13 protein-coding genes are annotated in these 16521 nt (G+C 71.6%); 7 read left to right on the top strand and 6 right to left on the bottom strand.

The window, feature by feature from the left end; genetic code table 11:
* Positions 1-55 precede the first annotated feature (55 nt).
* Both OEIGOIKO_RS16295 and OEIGOIKO_RS41610 read left to right on the top strand, forming a co-directional pair.
* Positions 56-973: a MarR family transcriptional regulator gene (locus OEIGOIKO_RS16295; RefSeq protein ID WP_174857169.1), complete on the top strand. Its 918-nt coding sequence runs from the start codon at positions 56-58 to the stop codon at positions 971-973.
* Between the two features lie 419 nt (positions 974-1392).
* The gene (locus OEIGOIKO_RS41610) at positions 1393-1560 is read left to right on the top strand and encodes a hypothetical protein (protein ID WP_170251723.1); all 168 of its coding nucleotides are present in this window, start codon (positions 1393-1395) and stop codon (positions 1558-1560) included.
* 107 nt (positions 1561-1667) lie between these two features.
* Here the strand turns inward: OEIGOIKO_RS41610 and OEIGOIKO_RS16290 are convergent, their stop codons facing one another.
* Complete coding sequence (locus OEIGOIKO_RS16290) at positions 1668-2672, bottom strand: alpha/beta fold hydrolase (protein WP_125054680.1); 1005 nt, start codon at positions 2670-2672, stop codon at positions 1668-1670.
* 243 nt (positions 2673-2915) lie between these two features.
* Here OEIGOIKO_RS16290 and OEIGOIKO_RS16285 point away from each other — a divergent pair, with 243 nt between their 5' ends.
* Positions 2916-3527: a helix-turn-helix domain-containing protein gene (locus tag OEIGOIKO_RS16285; protein WP_246178022.1), complete on the top strand. Its 612-nt coding sequence runs from the start codon at positions 2916-2918 to the stop codon at positions 3525-3527.
* Between the two features lie 206 nt (positions 3528-3733).
* On the opposite strand, the gene OEIGOIKO_RS16280 is transcribed toward OEIGOIKO_RS16285, so the two are convergent.
* A complete protein-coding gene (locus tag OEIGOIKO_RS16280; RefSeq protein ID WP_125054678.1) occupies positions 3734-4684 on the bottom strand; it encodes an amidohydrolase family protein in 951 nt (316 codons plus the stop codon).
* A gap of 59 nt (positions 4685-4743) precedes the next feature.
* Between OEIGOIKO_RS16280 and OEIGOIKO_RS16275 the strand changes: the two genes are divergently transcribed.
* Positions 4744-5274: a MarR family winged helix-turn-helix transcriptional regulator gene (locus tag OEIGOIKO_RS16275; RefSeq protein WP_125054677.1), complete on the top strand. Its 531-nt coding sequence runs from the start codon at positions 4744-4746 to the stop codon at positions 5272-5274.
* Positions 5275-5462: 188 nt separating this feature from the next.
* On the opposite strand, the gene OEIGOIKO_RS16270 is transcribed toward OEIGOIKO_RS16275, so the two are convergent.
* On the bottom strand, positions 5463-6701 hold the full coding sequence (locus OEIGOIKO_RS16270) for a serine hydrolase domain-containing protein (RefSeq protein ID WP_246177365.1): 1239 nt from the start codon (positions 6699-6701) through the stop codon (positions 5463-5465).
* Positions 6702-7271: 570 nt separating this feature from the next.
* Here OEIGOIKO_RS16270 and OEIGOIKO_RS16265 point away from each other — a divergent pair.
* On the top strand, positions 7272-8396 hold the full coding sequence (locus OEIGOIKO_RS16265; protein ID WP_125054675.1) for an alpha/beta hydrolase: 1125 nt from the start codon (positions 7272-7274) through the stop codon (positions 8394-8396).
* 95 nt (positions 8397-8491) lie between these two features.
* Here the strand turns inward: OEIGOIKO_RS16265 and OEIGOIKO_RS16260 are convergent, their stop codons facing one another.
* Positions 8492-9289: a GNAT family N-acetyltransferase gene (locus OEIGOIKO_RS16260; protein WP_170251721.1), complete on the bottom strand. Its 798-nt coding sequence runs from the start codon at positions 9287-9289 to the stop codon at positions 8492-8494.
* Positions 9290-9800: 511 nt separating this feature from the next.
* Between OEIGOIKO_RS16260 and OEIGOIKO_RS16255 the strand changes: the two genes are divergently transcribed.
* Positions 9801-10154: a hypothetical protein gene (locus OEIGOIKO_RS16255; RefSeq protein WP_125054673.1), complete on the top strand. Its 354-nt coding sequence runs from the start codon at positions 9801-9803 to the stop codon at positions 10152-10154.
* A gap of 58 nt (positions 10155-10212) precedes the next feature.
* Here the strand turns inward: OEIGOIKO_RS16255 and OEIGOIKO_RS16250 are convergent, their stop codons facing one another.
* A complete protein-coding gene (locus OEIGOIKO_RS16250; protein ID WP_125054672.1) occupies positions 10213-11409 on the bottom strand; it encodes a C40 family peptidase in 1197 nt (398 codons plus the stop codon).
* A gap of 516 nt (positions 11410-11925) precedes the next feature.
* On the opposite strand from OEIGOIKO_RS16250, the gene pcrA reads away from it, so the two are divergent.
* Positions 11926-14403, top strand: coding sequence for a DNA helicase PcrA (pcrA, locus tag OEIGOIKO_RS16245; protein WP_125054671.1), 2478 nt, complete (start codon positions 11926-11928; stop codon positions 14401-14403).
* Between the two features lie 123 nt (positions 14404-14526).
* Here the strand turns inward: pcrA and OEIGOIKO_RS16240 are convergent, their stop codons facing one another.
* Positions 14527-16281 (bottom strand): M23 family metallopeptidase, encoded by a 1755-nt coding sequence (locus tag OEIGOIKO_RS16240; protein ID WP_174857168.1) that lies wholly within the window; start codon positions 16279-16281, stop codon positions 14527-14529.
* Between the last annotated feature and the right edge of the window lie 240 nt (positions 16282-16521).

Genomic DNA, 16521 nt, shown 5'->3' with positions numbered 1-16521 from the left:
CGAACGCGAGGCGTACCTCGGCGCCTTCATCGACCGGCTCCCGGACGGCGCCGCGATGGACGTCAAAACCCTCGCCGCCGCCCAGCCCCGCTACGGCCAGCAAGCCGTCCGCTCCGCCCTCACCCGCCTCTCCACGGCAGGCCATCTGCGCCGCGTCCAGGAGACCGTCGGCAACGGCCGCTCCCAGTGGGTCTACCGCACGTACTTCACCCGCACCGCCCGCGACGACGCCTGGTGGCACCACTTCCTGACCGCCGGAGCCCCCTCACCGACACCGGCACCGGCACCGGCACCGGCACAACCGTCCCCTGAGCCGTCCCCGCCGACGCCCCCGCTCTCACCTCCGGAGCCGTCGCCGCCCCCGTCTTCGCCTCCGCCCCCGCTCCTTCCGCAGGTTCAACCGGACGAGCGACCGCTGCCCTCCCGCCGCGCGGTACCCGCCAACCCCGTCCCGGCGCCACCGGCCCCCTCCCCGGCGTACGCGGCTCTCGCCGCCCTCGGTGCCGCCGACCCCCGCATGATCCTTTCCGCCGCCGAGTGTGCGGCACTCGAAGGCCTCGCCGCCGAGTGGCTGGCCCGGGGCGTGACCAGCGCCCACCTCGTCACCGCCCTCACCGCCGGCCTGCCCGCCGAGGTGTACTCCGCAGGCGCCATCGCCCGTCGCCGCCTCACCGACAAACTCCCCCCGGCGCCACCCCTCCCAGCGCCGAACGAAGCCGCCCCCACCCGCATGCTGCGCATCCTCGAATGCACCGAGTGCGGCGTCCCGGGCCGTCCGGAAGCCCTCCCCGGCGGTCTCTGCCGCCCCTGCCGAGGCGACTCACCGCCCCCCGACCCGGCCGCCGAACACCTCCGCGCCGAACGCACCCGTCACTTCGCCCACCTCGCCCGTTCCTTCTCCCGCCCGGGCTCGACCCGCGACACGATGCAGCGCGTGGGCAGTGGCGGGAACCCGAAGGCGAAGACCACCTGAGCGGCGGAGAGGAGTAACCACGCGTAGTCCCCAGCGGAGGGTGAACAGCAGGCGAGCCAAAGGTCGTCCACGTGTCCACGCACCCGGCGCAGAAGCCCGCCACGTACCGCCACTCACCGCAGCGTGCAGTCCAGCAGCCGCCGCGTCGCAAGCTCTCGCCGGGAGTTCGGCCGGATCGTTCTGGCGCTCAGCCCGCCACCGCCGATGTGAACACGTTCACGCCGTGATCATCGCGAACCCTTTCCCGGCCCCTTTCCCGGCCCCGGCGTCCGGCTCCGCGCTCATCCCTGCATCCACCCCGTACCGGGGTGTTGGCTGCACCACGGCCGGGGTGCTGGCCCCATCGTCGGTACGGCCCTCGTCCGGAAGAGTCGAAGCCGTACCACCCGACCGTCACCACCACCGCTACGGAGGACCCCATGAAAGCCCTGCTCTGGCTGTTGCTCGCCGCGTGTCTGCTGGGCAATTTGTTCGTCAACATGACGGTCGGGGAGGGGGCGAAGCAGATCCTGCTGAGCGTGGCGTGCGGCGTCGGCGCGCTCGCCGCGGCCGCCGGCCTGTGGCTGAGCCGCGAACGCCGAGCCTGACCCGCGTCCCGCCTCCCGCGTCCCACCCCCCCCCGCGTCCCGCCTTCCGCCTTCCGCCTTCCGCCTCCCGCCTCCCCTCGGCCTCCGGCCTTCCGCCTCCTGGCCGGTCAGGCTCGGCCTGTGAGGGCGGTGAGCCAGCCGGTCAGCAGACGGTTGACCTCCTCGGGGCGTTCCTGCTGGACCCAGTGGCCGCAGCCGTCCAGGAGGTGGGAGGCGGTCAGGCCGGGGAGGGTGGTGGGGAAGGCGTCGATGGCGTCGGACATCCAGGTGGTGGAGGCGTCCAGGGTGCCGCCGATGAACAGGGACGGCTGCTCGATCGGGGCGCCGCGGTGCGGGGCGAGATCCTCCCAGTCGCGGTCCATGTTGCGGTAGCGGTTGAGTGCGCCGGTCATGCCGGTGCGCTCGAACTCCGCCGCGTAGACGTCGAGATCGTCCTCGGTCAGCCAGGCCGGGAGGGCGTCGACGGGAAAGCGGTCGCGCAGCCGGCCGCCGCCGCGGGCGACGAAGTGCGGGTCGGGTTCCCCCTGGGCAGGCATGGTGTCGGCGGACAGGGCGGCGTAGAAGCCGGCGAGCCAGCCCCGGACGTCGGGCTCGATCTCCGCTTCGGCGCGGCCCGGCTCCTGGAAGTAGGAGACATAGAACTCCTCCTCCGGGCCGCCAGGGCCGCCGATCCGACTGAAGACGCTGGTGGGGCGGGGCCCGCCGGGCGGCGCGTACGGGACGCTCAGCAGCGCGACGGCGCTGAAGACCTCGGGACGGAGCAACGCGGACGTGGCCGCGATGGTGGAACCCCAGTCGTGCCCGACGACCACCGCGTTCTCCTCGCCGAGGGCGCGCACGACGGCGACGTTGTCCGCCACCAGGTCGAGCATCCGGTAGGCGTCGGTCGCCGCGGGCTTCGAGGAGCGGCCGTAGCCGCGTACGTCGATCGCCACCGCCCGGTAGCCGGCCGCGGCGAGGGCCGGTAGCTGACGGCGCCAGGAGTACCAGGACTCGGGGAATCCGTGCACGAGCAGGACCAGCGGGCCGGTGCCCTGCTCGACCAGGTGCAGGCGGCCGGCCGGGGTTTCGACAGTGCGGTGGTGGAGTGCGGCGGACGGCTCGGACTGCATGGTCTGCTCCTCGGTGCACGGACGGACGCGGATACCCGTCGATCATGCGGTGCGGCAGCCACCCGGCGCGATCGCCGTTGCCAGCCTGGCAAACTTGCAGGCCAGGGCGGTGTGCCTGCCAGGGAAGTCCGGAAGGCCAGGGGAAGGGCGGCGGCGAGAATGACGGAGAGGACGGCGGAGAGGACGGCGGAGAGGACGGCGGGGAGGGCGACAGGCGAGGACGTGGCCGAGACGCTGGCGGCGATGGGCCCCCGGCTGCGTGCCGCACGCGAACATCGCGGCGCCACGCTCACCGGCGTGAGCTGCGCGACCGGCATCTCGCCGAGCACGCTGTCGCGGATCGAGACCGGCCGCCGCAAGCCCACCCTGGAAGTGGTGTTGCACCTGGCGAAGGAGTACGGCGTCTCCTTGGACGAGCTGGCCGGCACCGCCCCCGCCCCTGCGGACGGGCCCCACACCTCCCAACTCCGCGTCTCCGCGCTCCAGCGGTTCGGTGACGACAAGGTGGTGCTGCCGCTGACCCGGTACGTCGGCGGCCTGCACGCCCACAAGCACGTTCTGCCCGCCGCCGTAGAGCCGTCCGCGCGGCCGCGCCAGGTCTCCCACGGCGGTTACGAATGGCTGTGCGTCCTGTACGGGCGGCTGAGGCTCGCACTCGGCGGTCAGGACCTCGTCCTGGCCGCCGGGGACGTGGTCGAGTTCGACACCCGCACCCCACACGGAGTCGCGAACGCCGGCTCCGACGGGCCGGTCGAATACCTGATCATGTTCGGCCCCCAGGGGGAACGCCTGCGCCCGCGCACCCCGCCCGCCCCCGCCCCCCCGACCCGTAGGCCCCCGGCCCTGGCCCGGTAGCCACCACCTGGCCCGGTGGGCCACCACCTGGCCCGGTGGGCCACCACCTGGCCCGGTGGGCCACCACCTGGCCCGGTGGGCCACCACCTGGCCCGGTAGGCCCCCACCCGGCCCGGCAGGCCCCCGACCGGCCTGGTAGCGAGCAGGACGCGGACGGCCGTACGTCCCGGACACATCCGGGGTGTCAGGGGCCTCCCTCGTCGTCCTCAGTCGCGTCGGGCGAGACGGGGGAAGAGGACCTCGGCGTTCTCGCGGTTGACGGCTTCCTCCTGGCCGGGGGCGAAGTCCGGGTAGGTCTCCAGGAAGTGGTTGTAGTAGCTCCCGGCCTCCTGAGGGGCGAAGGGCCAGTCGCTGCCGTACAGGACGTGTCCCGGTTCCGCGAAGGCGAGCAGCGCGGGCAGGGCGCTGGGGCTGGCGGACAGCGCGGTGTCGAAGTAGAAGCGCTTCAGGTCGCGCAGGACGTCCTCGGACGTGCGGTCGGGGTCGACGGCCATGGAGGTCAGGCCGGAGAAGCGGTAGGCGGCGTAGGGGAGGAATCCGCCGCCGTGGGAGAGGATCACCCGCACGTTGGGGTAGCGGCTCATGACGCCGTTCAGTACGAGGTTGAGCGCGCTGCGGGTGGTGTCGAAGACATAGTCCGCGAGCGGGGCGGGAGTGCCGGGGAGCAGGGGCATCGGCGGCTGGGCGGGGTGCACGAAGACGTTCGCCGCGCGGCGGTCGAGTTCGGCCCACAGCGGCTCGAAGCCGGGGTCTCCGAGGTAGCGCCCGCGGGCATTGGACATCAGTACGACGCCGTCGGCGTGCAGGACGTCCAGCGCGTACACGGCCTCGGCGACGGCGGCGTCGATGTCGGGCAGCGGAACGCCGGCGAAGTGGCCGAAGCGGGCGGGGTTGTCCTTCACGACCTCGGCGCCGTACTCGTTCACGGCGCGGGCGAGGTCCCGGGCCTGGTCGTCGGCGCCGAGGTGTACGCCGGGGGCGGTGACGGACAGGACGCCGGTGGCGATGCCCTGCTGATCCATCATCGCGACGGCGCTCTCGGGGCTCCAGTCCGGGATGGCCCAGCCGCCGGAGTCGAGGCCCTGCGCGGCGAGGGTCCGGGCCCAGACACGCGGGACGATGTGCTGGTGGACGTCGATGCGAGCGGGGGATGACATGACGCTTCGCCTCCTAATGCTTAGGTTGCTAACGATATTCTTTTAGTAAGCTAACAGTTATGAGCGAGACGAGTGAAGCCCGGCCCGGTAGCGCCGCTGAACCGCGCGTGGAGCCCGACATCGAGGGGCTGGCCCAGGCTGCCGACCGGCTCTTCTACGCGATGCGACGCTCACGGGCTGCCACGGTCGGCCGGCCCGAGGCCGCCGGCCTGTCCATGTCGCAGATGACCGTGCTCGCCGCGCTGGCCGAAGACGCCCGGGGCGAGGGCCTGCCGGTCAGCCGCCTGGCCGCCAACGCCGAGATCAGCGTTCCCACCGCCACGCGCATGCTCCAGCAGCTGGAGAGCAAGAACGTGGTCGTCCGCCGCCGCGCACCGCACGACGAGCGCCAGGTTCTCGTCCGTCTCACCGAGGAAGGCGCCGAGCGCCTTGCCGCCATGCAGGCCGGACTGCGCGCACGCCAGTACGCCGCGCTGTCGCAGTTCGCGCCCGAGGAGCGACGCGAACTCGCTGCGCAGATGCACCGCTTGGCCGGCATGATCGGCGAGGTGATCTCCGGGACGGGAGGGGCAGCCGGGCAGGGGGCCTGAGCTGGTCCTGTCCTCCCGGTAGGCAACGGGGCTCCGGCGCTCACCCTCACCCCGCCCCGCCCCGCCCCGCCCCGCCCCGCCCCCGCTCCCTCTCCTCTCCCTCCCTCCGCCCTGCCCCCGCCTCTCCTCCCTCCTCGCCCCGCCCGCTCAGCCCTCCTCCCCTCCCTCCCCCCCTCCCTCCCCTTTACCTAGCTCTTCGTCCCCTGGAGCGGAGTCGCGCACAGGGCCTGGCCGATGTGCGCGGCCTTCGCGTAGTCGATCGGGCCCACGGTCGGGGTGGTGCCGTCCGCCTCGAATCCGTAGTAACGCACCAGGTTTGTGCCGAGGGAGAGCTGCCGCCTGCCGTCCGGGCTGGAGTAGGACGCGGTTTCGGCGCCCATGACCAGGCCGTTGTGGCCCCAGAACCGTCCGCAGTCCGAATCCAGCGAGAACATGCCGAGCCCGTACCGGAGCCGGGGAGTGTCCGTCGGCACCGTGGTCTGCATCTCGCGCAGCTCGGCCGGACCGAGCAGCTTGCCGGTCAGCAGGGAGCGGAAGAAGTGGTTGAGGTCGTCCGTCGTCGAGACCAGCGAGCCGGCCGTACCGGCCCAGGACATGTCCTGGACGCTGAAGTCTCGCGGCGGGACGAACTCGCCGTGCAGGCCTTCGTACATCTTGGAGTGCGGCCCGGCTATTCGGGGCGAGGCCGGGAAGTAGGTGTGCCGGAGGCCGGCCTTACGTATGACGTGGTCGGTGATGTACCTCTCCGGCGTCTGGCCGGTGACCTTGCGGAGCAGCAACCCGGCTATCACGTAGTTGGTGTTGGCGTAGTGGTGGGCATCGCCGGGCTTGCCGGTCGGGGCCGCTGCCAGACCCAGCCTGGCCAGCTCGCGCGGGTCCCAGCGGTGGAAGCGCTGTTTTTCCAGGTCCTCCGGCTGCTGCCAGATGGCGTAGGCGTAATCGGCGATCCCGCTGGTGTGGTTGAGCAGCATCCGTACCGTGATCGCCCGGCCGCGCTCACCGGGGACCACATCGGGCAGATAGCGGCCGATCGGCGCGTCCAGGTCTATGCGGCCCTTGCCGGCCAGCTGGAGCACGGCGGTGGCGGTGAACGTCTTGGTGATGCTGCCTATGCGGTGCTGGAGCTGCGGTGTCGTGGGGCGGCCCGTCCGTACGTCGGCGACGCCGGAGGCGCCCTGCCAGGACGTGTCGCCGTTCCGGACGGCGGAATAGGCGCCGAACATGCCTACGTCGTGCAGATTCCGCAGCGTCCGGTCCAGCGCCTTGCGGTCCAGGCCGCTGGGGTCGGGGCTGGTGTGTTCCGGGCCGGCGAGGTCTGGGTTGACGGGGTCCGGGTCGGCGTGGGGCGAGCCGGTGCGGGTCGAGCGGGTGTGGTGCGGCGGGACCGGTGCTGTGGGGGGAGTGGGAGTGGTGGTGAGGGTGGGCAAGGCGGCTGCGGCGGGTGTGGGGCGCGAGGCGTCCGTCCCGACGGCCGAGGCAGGGAGAGCCGGTGTCAGCAGGGCCAGTGCGGCGGCCGTGGTGGTCGCCGCCAGTCTTAATCGGCGGCGGCTCGGGCGGCTCGTGCGGCTCGGAGGGTGCAGGGGCATGGTGATCTCCGTCAGGGACGTGACCGGGAGGGCTCCGGCGAGCCCCTGCCGGTCTTCGGATGGCCGGGTGATCTCTTTGCTTGCTTGCGTGCGTGTCAGGACGCGTCGTGCGTGCTCGCGAGCCCGCGTCGTGCGTGCGTGTCAGGTCGCCGGGTTTCCGGCTTGTCTGCGATTTTTCCGGCCGCAACGCCCCTGCACATCTGTCTTTAGTATCGCGTCGCCCATACGTTCGTATGACGATTGTCAGGTTTACCCCGCGCGGCCACCGGTCGGCCGATGTGTGCAAAGAAGGTTCCGAGGGGGGCAACCGAGGGCTGTCGGATGACCATCTAATCTTGCGGAGAGGCTCGCTGCCGACGGCAGGGCCAGAACCATGCCCACGCCGCACATTCCCTGGAAGCGAGATCCCCGATGAGTCTGACGGGTACGCCCTTCTTCCTCACTGCGATCGCGCTGCTGGTCGTCGCCGTCGTGCTGCCGTTCGCGCTGTGGAGCCGCGTCCGAGGCCCTCAGTTCGTACGGGGGCTGGCGCGACTGGGCATGCTGCTGTTCGCCCAGGCCACCGCGATCACGCTGGTGTTCGTCACTGTCAACAACGCCAACAGCCTCTACGACAACTGGTCCGACCTGCTCGGCACGTCCGACCACGTAGAAGCAGCCAAGGACCTCGGGCCGGACGGCCTGGGCGGGCTGAAGCTGAAGGACGAACCCAAGCAACTGGTGAAGTTCGGGCCGCCGAAGGACTCGGTGGTCGGCCCGGGCGTCCAGGAGGGCGAGTTCAAGGGGCGGATCTCGGGGGTGAGCGGCGAGGTGTACGTCTGGCTGCCGCCGCAGTACGACGACCCGGCGTACCGGGACAAGAAGTTCCCCGTCGTGCAGATGCTGCCCGGCTTCCCCGGCTCCGCCAAGTCCTGGATGGGTACGCTCAAGGCGCCCGAGCAGCTGAAGTCGCTGATGGAGCGGGGCAAGATCAAGCCCTTCATCCTCGTCGCGCCGCGCACCACGCTCCTGGGCAGCGTGGACACCGGCTGCGTCAACATACCGGGCAAGGCGAACGCCGACAGCTGGCTGAGCGTCGACGTACGCCAGATGGTGATCGACAACTTCCGGGCCGAGGACAAGGCCGAATCCTGGGCGCTGACGGGCTACTCGGCGGGCGCGCACTGCGCCACCAAGCTCGCGCTGGCCCACCCCGACCGCTACCGCGCCGCCGTCAGCCTCTCCGGCTTCAACGACCCGAAGCTGGAGCCCGCCTCGCTCGCCGGCAAGGACCCCAAGCTGCGTATCGAGAGCAATCCGGTCACCATCCTCAAGGCCGCCAACAAGGCGGGCAAGCCGCCGCGTACCGCGCTCTTCGTCTCCGGCGCTTCCGGGGACGGCTACGAGGCCGGGCTCGCCCTCAAGCAGCTCGCCCAGAACCCGACCACGGTCAAGGTGAAGCTGATACCGCCGGGCGCGGGCGGCCACGGCACGGCCGTGTGGAAGAACCAGATCCCGGAGGTCTTCCGGTGGCTCAGCGGTGTGGTCAAGTCCTGAGGCCGAGCGTGGTCATGTCCTGAGGCCGAGCGTGGTCACGTTCTGGGGCCGAGCGTCCTGACGGGGGCATGATCACATCCTGGCGGAAGGTGCGGTCACGTCCTGGCGGGCGGCGGTACGGTACCCGGCCCGCTGCCAGGCGGCGGCGGGATGCGCGCGGCCGTGACGGGGGCGTGCAGCCGCCAGCCCAGTGACCGGTAGAGGGCCCGGCCTTCCGGGCTGGCCACCAGGATGCCGTGGGCGGCACCCAGTTCGGCGGCGTGCGCGGAGAGCGTGTTCATGACGAGGCCGCCCAGACCGCGGCGGCGGTGCTCCGCACTCGTATTGATCATGTCGTAGATCACGGCCGGCGGCGTGCAGGCGTCGGTGACCGCGGCCCGGCCCCGGGCTGCCAGATCGCCGGTCGCGGTGTGCAGGACGCGGCAGTCGATGATGCCGTCGCCGTCCTTGTTCACCGTCTCGACCGTGTAGCCGGCCGGCGCGTGGGGGCGGCGGGCCGGGGACCCGTCCGGGGCGGCCAGCGTGACGGACATCAGGAACTGCGGTTCGTCGAACTCCCAGCCCGACGGCAGCACGGGGGCGATCACCGCGCGCGGGGCGCAGACCTTGACCCACAGGTTGGGGGCGGTGATCGAGGCGGTGAGACTCCGCAGGACATCCGGGTCGGCGGTGGGGAAGACGTAGCGGCCCGGCTGGCCCGGACGGCCGATCTCTACGTGGAAGCCGCCTCGCGTGGCGACGGGGGCGGCGGTGCCGCGGCAGCGCGTCCAGCCGTGCACCCAGATCCGGACGAGGTCCGGGAGATGGGACGGGAGGGGGGCGGGTGAGGCGAGGGGCGAGGGGAGGGGTGAACCGGTCGTATCTATAGGGGGGTTGTCTATAGGGAGGTTCATGCGGCCGATCTTAAGGCGGGACGCTGCGCGGCGCCCGTACATATCCGTCCCGGCCGACCGGGCTCCGTACGTCCCGGGCTCCGTACGTCCCGGCCGGCGAAGTCCCGTACGTGCGCGTCGTCCCGGCCCCGCACTCGCAGGGCGTCCCGGCTGGGTCAGGCGGCGGCCCGTAACAGGGGGAGCGGGCCGCCGCCTTTCCTCTCGGCGGGGACGGCCGACGACCGCCGGGGCGGAATCCGGCGGCGGTGGGGAGTCGGCCGCCTGATGAAGGACGCTAAACCTCCGGAGCCCGGAAAGGCGGCGGGTTGCCGGGTATTGCTCGTTTTCGGTCCGGTCGTGGGCGCCGGTGTCCGGGTCCGTATGCCTCGGAGGCGGGCTGAGTACGAGCTGTGACCGGAACGCCAGGCCGGAACGCCGGACCGGAACGCCAGGCCGGAACGCCGGACCGGAACGTCAGGAGAGGCCAACCTAAGTAAGAAGCGCTGTCGGGCGAGGGCTACGATCCACCACTATGGACGTAGTGACCAAGGTCTTCGTGGGTCTGCACATCATCGGCATCGCCTCGCTGCTCGGCGGCTTCCTGACCCAGATGAAGCCGATGAGCGCGGGCACCGCCCGCTACACGCCGGCCATGCTGCACGGCGCGCTGACGATGCTGGTGACCGGCATCGCCCTGGTCGGCCTCAACCAGGCCCAGGACCACTCGCTCGACAACGTCAAGCTCGGCGTCAAGCTCGGCATCCTGGTGGTGATCCTGGGCCTGGTCTACGTGAAGCGCGACGAGGAGAAGGTGGAGAAGCCCCTGTTCCTGGCTGTCGGACTGCTGACGATGGTCAACATCTTCATCGCCCTGCTGTGGACGTGAGCGGCGGCTGACGAGGGCCTGCCGGGGGCCGTGGGGCACGCGCCCCACGGCCCTCTTCTCATGCCGGCCGGACGCTCCCGTAGATCGGCATGTAGTAGATCGACTCGACCCGCACGCTCGCACCGGGCTTCGGCGCGTGGATCATCTTGCCGTCGCCGATGTACATTCCGACGTGGCTGATGTCGTCGTAGAAGAACACCAGGTCACCCGGCTTCAGGTCCTTGGTCGCCACCCGGTCGCCGGCCTTCACCTGGTCCCAGGTGGTACGCGGCAGGGACACCCCCGCCGCCTTCCAGGCCGCCTGCGTCAGACCGGAGCAGTCGTAGGAGTTCGGACCGGTCGCGCCCCAGACGTACGGCTTGCCGGTCTGTGCGCGGGCGAACGCGAGCGCCTTGGCGGCCTTGGTCGCGTACGAACCGTCGTCCACCGAGCCGCCGCCGGTCCCGCCGCCGGAGCCCTCGCCGGTACCACTGCCCGGTGATCCGGTACCGGTGCCCTGACCAGGGCCGTCGTGCCGCTCGCGGTCCGCCCGCTCCTTGCGCTCCTTTTCGGCCTGCTTGCGCGCCAGCTCCTCGGCCTTGCGCTTGGCCTCGGCCTCCTTCCTGCGCTCCAGCTCCGCCAGCCGCGCCTTCTCCTGGGCGGTCAGCCGCGACAGCAGTTGCCGGGCCTCGGCCAGCTTGTCCTGGACGTCCTTCTTGGCCTCCTTCAGGGACGCCTGCGTCTCGGTCAGCCGCTCCAGGCTCCGCGACGCGTCGGCGCGCTGCCGTACGGCCTGGGCCTGCTGCTCCTGGTAGTCGGCGACGGCCTGCTGCTGCCGGCCGGTCAGCCGGTCCATGAGGTGGCTGCGGTCGGCGAACTGCTGCGGGTTCTGCGCGAGGAGCAGCTGCGCGGTCGGGCTCAGGCCGCCGGTGCGGTACTGGGCCGAGGCGTAGACGCCCAGCTCACGCCGGGCGTCGTTCATCTTCTGGGTGCGCCGGGCGGACTCGTCCAGCAGCCGGTCGACGGTGCCGCGCTGCCGGTCGGCCTGCTCCTTGGCGCCGTTGTACTTCTGGGTCGCCACCTCGGCCTGGCGATAGAGGTCGTCGACCTTCTGCTTGACCTCTTCGACGGACTGCCGGGGCTGACGCGGTGCGGCCTCGGCGGTCTGCGAGAGCAGGGTGACGGAGGCGAGGGCGGCGGTGGTGAGCCCGGCGGCCGTACGGCGGCTGCCGGGGGTGGTGAGTATGCGGGTGCGCGGCTTGCGGTGCGACGCCAAGGCCGGCGACTCCTTCCGTGGACCGCCTACCGGGTTAGCTGTCAGGTTCGGGCGTACGGAAGGGTGCCCTACGGCCCGTACGGCTGCGGGAGAGAGCCCGGGGCGGCGCCCTGGGCGGGTGCTCCGGGCGGTGCGCCGAGGCGCCTCTCGTCGTGTGCCGTACCGGCCGATTCACCTCGGTGGTACGTGTGGGTCCCCGGCTCCGGGTGCCTGGCGGCAGGGCCGGACTCGGCGGGGGCGGCCCGTGCGGACGCTGTCGGCCGCGGGGACGCGGGCTGCCCGAGCGAGCACGGTAGCCAACCCGTGTGGCCCCTGTGAAGGCTGATGTTCGATATGCCCGAAACCTTTTCGTTATCTGGTCGAGTCCGTGACGTGTCCTGGATCACTTGTGACCGTACGAGGGCGGCGGCTGTCGTACCCGTCCGGCCCGGGGCGGTCCAGGGCGTGCTAGCTCACACGGCCGGTTTTCCCGGTACGGGCCGGGCTGTCAGTGCGGCGGCCTAGACTCGGTGGGCGATGAGCAGCCTCTTTGACGACAGCTTCCTGGCGGACCTCGAACCCACGGGTGAAGGGCCCCCGCCGCCTCCCGAGGACGAGGACGGTCCGGCACCGGAGGAGATCCCGGCCGACCTGTTCGGCGGGCGCTTCGACGTGCCCGGCGGCATCCCGCACGCCGTCGGCCCGGGCCGCGACCCGTACTACCGCGACGGCGCCCCCCGCCCCGCGGTGGACCCGGCCGCCCTCCTGGAGGGGCTCAACGACCAGCAGAAGGCCGCCGTGGCCCACACCGGCGGCCCGCTGCTCATCGTCGCCGGCGCCGGTTCCGGCAAGACCCGCGTCCTGACGCAACGCATCGCGCATCTGCTCGGCGCGCGCGGTGTGCACCCGGGCGAGATCCTCGCGATCACCTTCACCAACAAGGCCGCGGGCGAGATGAAGGAGCGCGTCGAGGAGCTGGTCGGCCCGCGGGCGAACGCCATGTGGGTCTCCACCTTCCACAGCGCGTGCGTGCGCATCCTGCGCCGCGAGTCCAAGAAGCTGGGCTTCACCTCGTCCTTCTCGATCTACGACGCGGCCGACTCCAAGCGCCTGATGGCCCTGGTCTGCCGGGATCTGGACCTCGACCCCAAGCGGTTCCCGCCCAAGTCCTTCAGTGCCAAGGTCTCCAACCTCAAGAACGAGCTCATCGACGAGGAGACCTTCGCCCAGCAGGCCGCCGACGGGTTCGAGAAGTCGGTCGCCGAGGCGTACACGATGTACCAGGCGCGGCTGCGCGAGGCCAACGCCCTGGACTTCGACGACATCATCATGACCACGGTCAACCTCCTCCAGGCGTTCCCCGATGTCGCCGACCACTACCGCCGCCGCTTCCGGCACGTCCTCGTGGACGAGTACCAGGACACCAACCACGCCCAGTACACCCTCGTGCGGGAGCTGGTGGGGCCGGCCGAGACCGCCGGTGAGCTGTGCGTGGTCGGTGACGCGGACCAGTCGATCTACGCGTTCCGCGGCGCCACGATCCGTAACATCCTCCAGTTCGAGGAGGACTATCCGGACGCCACGACGATCATGCTGGAGCAGAACTACCGCTCCTCCCAGACGATCCTCAGCGCCGCCAACGCCGTCATCGAGCGCAACGAGAACCGCCGCCCCAAGAACCTGTGGACGGACGCCGGCGAGGGCCCCCGCATCACCGGGTACGTCGCCGACACCGAGCACGACGAGGCCCAGTTCGTCGCCGACGAGATCGACCGGCTGACGGACGCGGGCGACGCCAAGGCGGGCGACGTCGCGGTGTTCTACCGCACCAACGCCCAGTCCCGGGTCTTCGAAGAGATCTTCATCCGGGTCGGCCTGCCCTACAAGGTCGTCGGCGGGGTGCGCTTCTACGAGCGCAAGGAGGTCCGCGACGTCCTCGCGTACCTGCGCGTCCTCAGCAACCCCGAGGACACCGTCCCGCTGCGCCGCATCCTGAACGTGCCCAAGCGCGGCATCGGCGACCGCGCCGAAGCCATGATCGACGCGCTGTCCGCCCGCGAGAAGATCACCTTCCCGCAGGCGCTGCGCCGGGTCGACGAGGCGTACGGCATGGCCGCGCGCTCCGCCAACGCCGTCAAGCGCTTCAACACGCTGATGGAGGAGCTGCGCACCGTCGTGGAGTCCGGCGCGGGTCCCGCCACCGTCCTGGAAGCGGTCCTGGAGCGTACGGGCTACCTCGCCGAGCTCCAGGCGTCCACCGACCCGCAGGACGAGACCCGCATCGAGAACCTCCAGGAACTGGCCGCCGTCGCCCTGGAATTCGAGCAGGACCGCGGCGAAGAGAACCCGGGCACCCTCTCCGACTTCCTGGAGCAGGTCGCGCTGGTCGCCGACTCCGACCAGATCCCCGACGAGGACGAGGAGGGCTCCGGCGTCATCACGCTGATGACGCTGCACACCGCCAAGGGCCTGGAGTTCCCCACCGTCTTCCTGACCGGCATGGAGGACGGCGTCTTCCCGCACCTGCGCGCGCTGGGCCAGACCAAGGAGCTGGAGGAGGAGCGGCGCCTGGCGTACGTCGGCATCACGCGCGCCCGCGAACGGCTCTACGTCACCCGCTCCACGATGCGCAGCGCCTGGGGCCAGCCGTCGTACAACCCGCCGTCCCGCTTCCTGGAGGAGATCCCGGAGTCGTACGTCGACTGGCGGCGCACCGGCCCCGCGACGCCCTCCGCCTCGATGGGCGCGCTCTCGGGCTCGGGCGGCGGGGGCTTCGGCTCCGGCCTGTCCTCGTCGCGTACGAAGGCGGGGCCGAGCGGCTTCGCGACCCGGCGCGCCAAGGACCGCGAGGTCGTCTCGCTGGCGGTCGGCGACCGCGTCACGCACGACAGCTTCGGGCTGGGGTCGGTCGTCGCGGTCAAGGGCAGCGGGGACAACGCGGAGGCGACGATCGACTTCGGCGGCGAGAAGCCGAAGCGGCTGCTGCTGCGGTACGCGCCGGTGGAGAAGCTCTGACCGGCGGGTGCCGAGCGCGCCGGACGCGCCGGACGCGCTGAACCGGAACCGTCCGGCGCCCTGAGGGGCGCCGGACGGGACGACGGGTTGGGCCGAGCGGCCGGCCGGTCTGCCGCGGGCCGGTCAGGCCGGGTTCAGACCGTGGCTGCGCAGCCACGGCAGCGGATCGATGGGAGAGCTGCCGCCGGGGCGCACCTCGAAGTGCAGGTGCGGACCGGTGGAGTTGCCGGAGTCGCCCGAGTAGGCGATCTGATCCCCTGCCTTGACCTTGCCCGACCGGATCTTCGTGGAGCTCAGGTGGCAGTACCAGGTCTCGGTGCCGTCCGGGGCGGTCACGATCGCCATGTTGCCGTAAGCGACGTTGAACTGGGTGCGTACGGTGCCGTCCGTGGCGGCCATGACGGGCGTGCCGAGGTCGACCGGGAAGTCGATACCGGTGTGTACGGACATCCAGTTCAAGCCCGCCTGCCCGTACAGCGCGCTCAGCCCGTGCTGCGCGACCGGCAGCATGAACTTGGGGCGCATGGCCTCCTTGCGCGCCGCCTCCCGGATCTTGCGCTGCTTCTCGGCGGCCTGCCGGGCCTTGAGGTCGATGCGCTCCTGCGTACGGCTGGCACGGTTCGCGAAGTCGTCGGCGCCCGCGCTCAGGCTGGCGAGCTGGGTGTCGAGCTTGTTGTTGGCCACGGCCGGCTGCACGGCCGCGGGGTCCTCTGCGGCCTGCGTCGTCGTACCGTCCTTGGCGCCGTTCTCCGCACCGCTGGTGACGGAGGCGGCGGCCACCGCGCACACGCCCATCGCGGCGACCGAGGGCACCGCGACGGTGAGCAGCGCGGAACGCTTCGCGGTACGGCGGCGTCCGCGGCCGGACGAACCGCCGCCCGGCGCGGCCCGGCGTGAGCGGGAGGCGCGTGCGCCGGGGACGGAAGCGGAGGCGGCGGCAGAGGTGGCGGGGCTGCCGTCGGGCGTGATGTCGGTCGCGTCCGCGTACCCGTCGTCGGCGCCGTGGAGGTCGTCCGGGCCGTGGAGGCCGTCGATGCCGTGGAGGTCGCCCGGACCGTCGGCGGGTTCACGGGCGTCGATACGCTCGGGGCCGTCGAAGTCCGGGCCGATGGCCGGGGTGGTCTGGGTGAGGGCGTCGGCGAATCGGTTGTCCGCCGCATCGGCGGCGGAAAACGCCTCGTACCCACCGTAGGCGGACTCGAACTGATCGTCCGTGTTCGCGTACGGACCGGAACCGTAGGGCTGTCCGGGCTCGTGCGGGTCGTTCCCGTACTGCCCCAGGCCCGGAATCGGACCGGCCCATGTCATGGTCTCCCACTGGGAGCTGGCGTCGGCGCCGTACGGAACGCCCGGCTCCGGAGGGCCCGCCTGCGCGGGGATGCCGGGTACCAGGCCCTCCCCGACGACGCCCCAGACCGCGGTGGCCTCGTAGCCGTCGGGCCCGGCCGGGGCCGCGCCCGCGTAGCCGCCGGTGTCGTACGCGGTGTCGTAGACGGTGTCGTGCGCGGTGTGGGAGTACGGGTCGTAGGCCGCGTCCGGCTGCGGGCCGGTGGCCTGCGCGCCGGAGGTGAACGCTCCGGTGTCATAAGCGCCCGCGGGGTGGGTACCCGGGTCGTAGCCGCCGTCATGGGCATCGGTGGCGTACGCGGCGTACGCGTCGGTCCCGTACGCGGCGGTGCCGTACGGCGCGGCGTCGTGCGCACCGGTGGCCTGGTGGCCGGGGAGCGCCCCGAAGTACGGGTCGCCGCCGCCGTATGCGGCATGGCCGACCTGGGTGTCCTGATGTCCGTAGGACCCGTAGGCCGGGTAGTGCGCATACGAGGCGTCGGGAGAGGGGACAGCCGGAGCGGGGGACTCCGGCGAGTGACGGTCGTTCACCACCACTTCTCTTTCGCCTCGGCAGCAGGAGAATTAGCGGCGACTGTACCCGGCAGTACGTGACGGCGACAATCTTCGGCAGGTTTCGGGCTTCTCGGCAACGGGCATTTGGCCGCCTTTCGGCGGACACTATGCGCGTTCTTGGCCCCGCGTTCGAAGCGCGTTCGAGGCGATGTGGGGCGCGGAAGTGCGCGCCGGAAGATCGAATGGGCGGGCGCGACCTTGGAAAGTGCCCGCGGT

This window comes from Streptomyces paromomycinus (assembly GCF_003865155.1).
Taxonomy (GTDB): Bacteria; Actinomycetota; Actinomycetes; order Streptomycetales; family Streptomycetaceae; genus Streptomyces; species Streptomyces chrestomyceticus.
Note: the sequence above shows the minus strand (reverse complement) of the source record. Positions and strands in the feature narration are given on the sequence as shown.

Bases quoted from the DNA above. Each gene is read 5' to 3' on its own strand.
- OEIGOIKO_RS41610 (WP_170251723.1), top strand. From the start codon at position 1,393: ATGAAAGCCCTGCTCTGGCTGTTGCTCGCCGCGTGTCTGCTGGGCAAT.
- OEIGOIKO_RS16280 (WP_125054678.1), bottom strand. From the start codon at position 4,684: ATGTCATCCCCCGCTCGCATCGACGTCCACCAGCACATCGTCCCGCGT.
- pcrA (WP_125054671.1), top strand. From the start codon at position 11,926: ATGAGCAGCCTCTTTGACGACAGCTTCCTGGCGGACCTCGAACCCACG.
- OEIGOIKO_RS16260 (WP_170251721.1), bottom strand. From the start codon at position 9,289: ATGAACCTCCCTATAGACAACCCCCCTATAGATACGACCGGTTCACCC.
- OEIGOIKO_RS16290 (WP_125054680.1), bottom strand. From the start codon at position 2,672: ATGCAGTCCGAGCCGTCCGCCGCACTCCACCACCGCACTGTCGAAACC.
- OEIGOIKO_RS16275 (WP_125054677.1), top strand. From the start codon at position 4,744: ATGAGCGAGACGAGTGAAGCCCGGCCCGGTAGCGCCGCTGAACCGCGC.
- OEIGOIKO_RS16295 (WP_174857169.1), top strand. From the start codon at position 56: ATGGACGTCAAAACCCTCGCCGCCGCCCAGCCCCGCTACGGCCAGCAA.
- OEIGOIKO_RS16255 (WP_125054673.1), top strand. From the start codon at position 9,801: ATGGACGTAGTGACCAAGGTCTTCGTGGGTCTGCACATCATCGGCATC.
- OEIGOIKO_RS16285 (WP_246178022.1), top strand. From the start codon at position 2,916: ATGGGCCCCCGGCTGCGTGCCGCACGCGAACATCGCGGCGCCACGCTC.
- OEIGOIKO_RS16265 (WP_125054675.1), top strand. From the start codon at position 7,272: ATGAGTCTGACGGGTACGCCCTTCTTCCTCACTGCGATCGCGCTGCTG.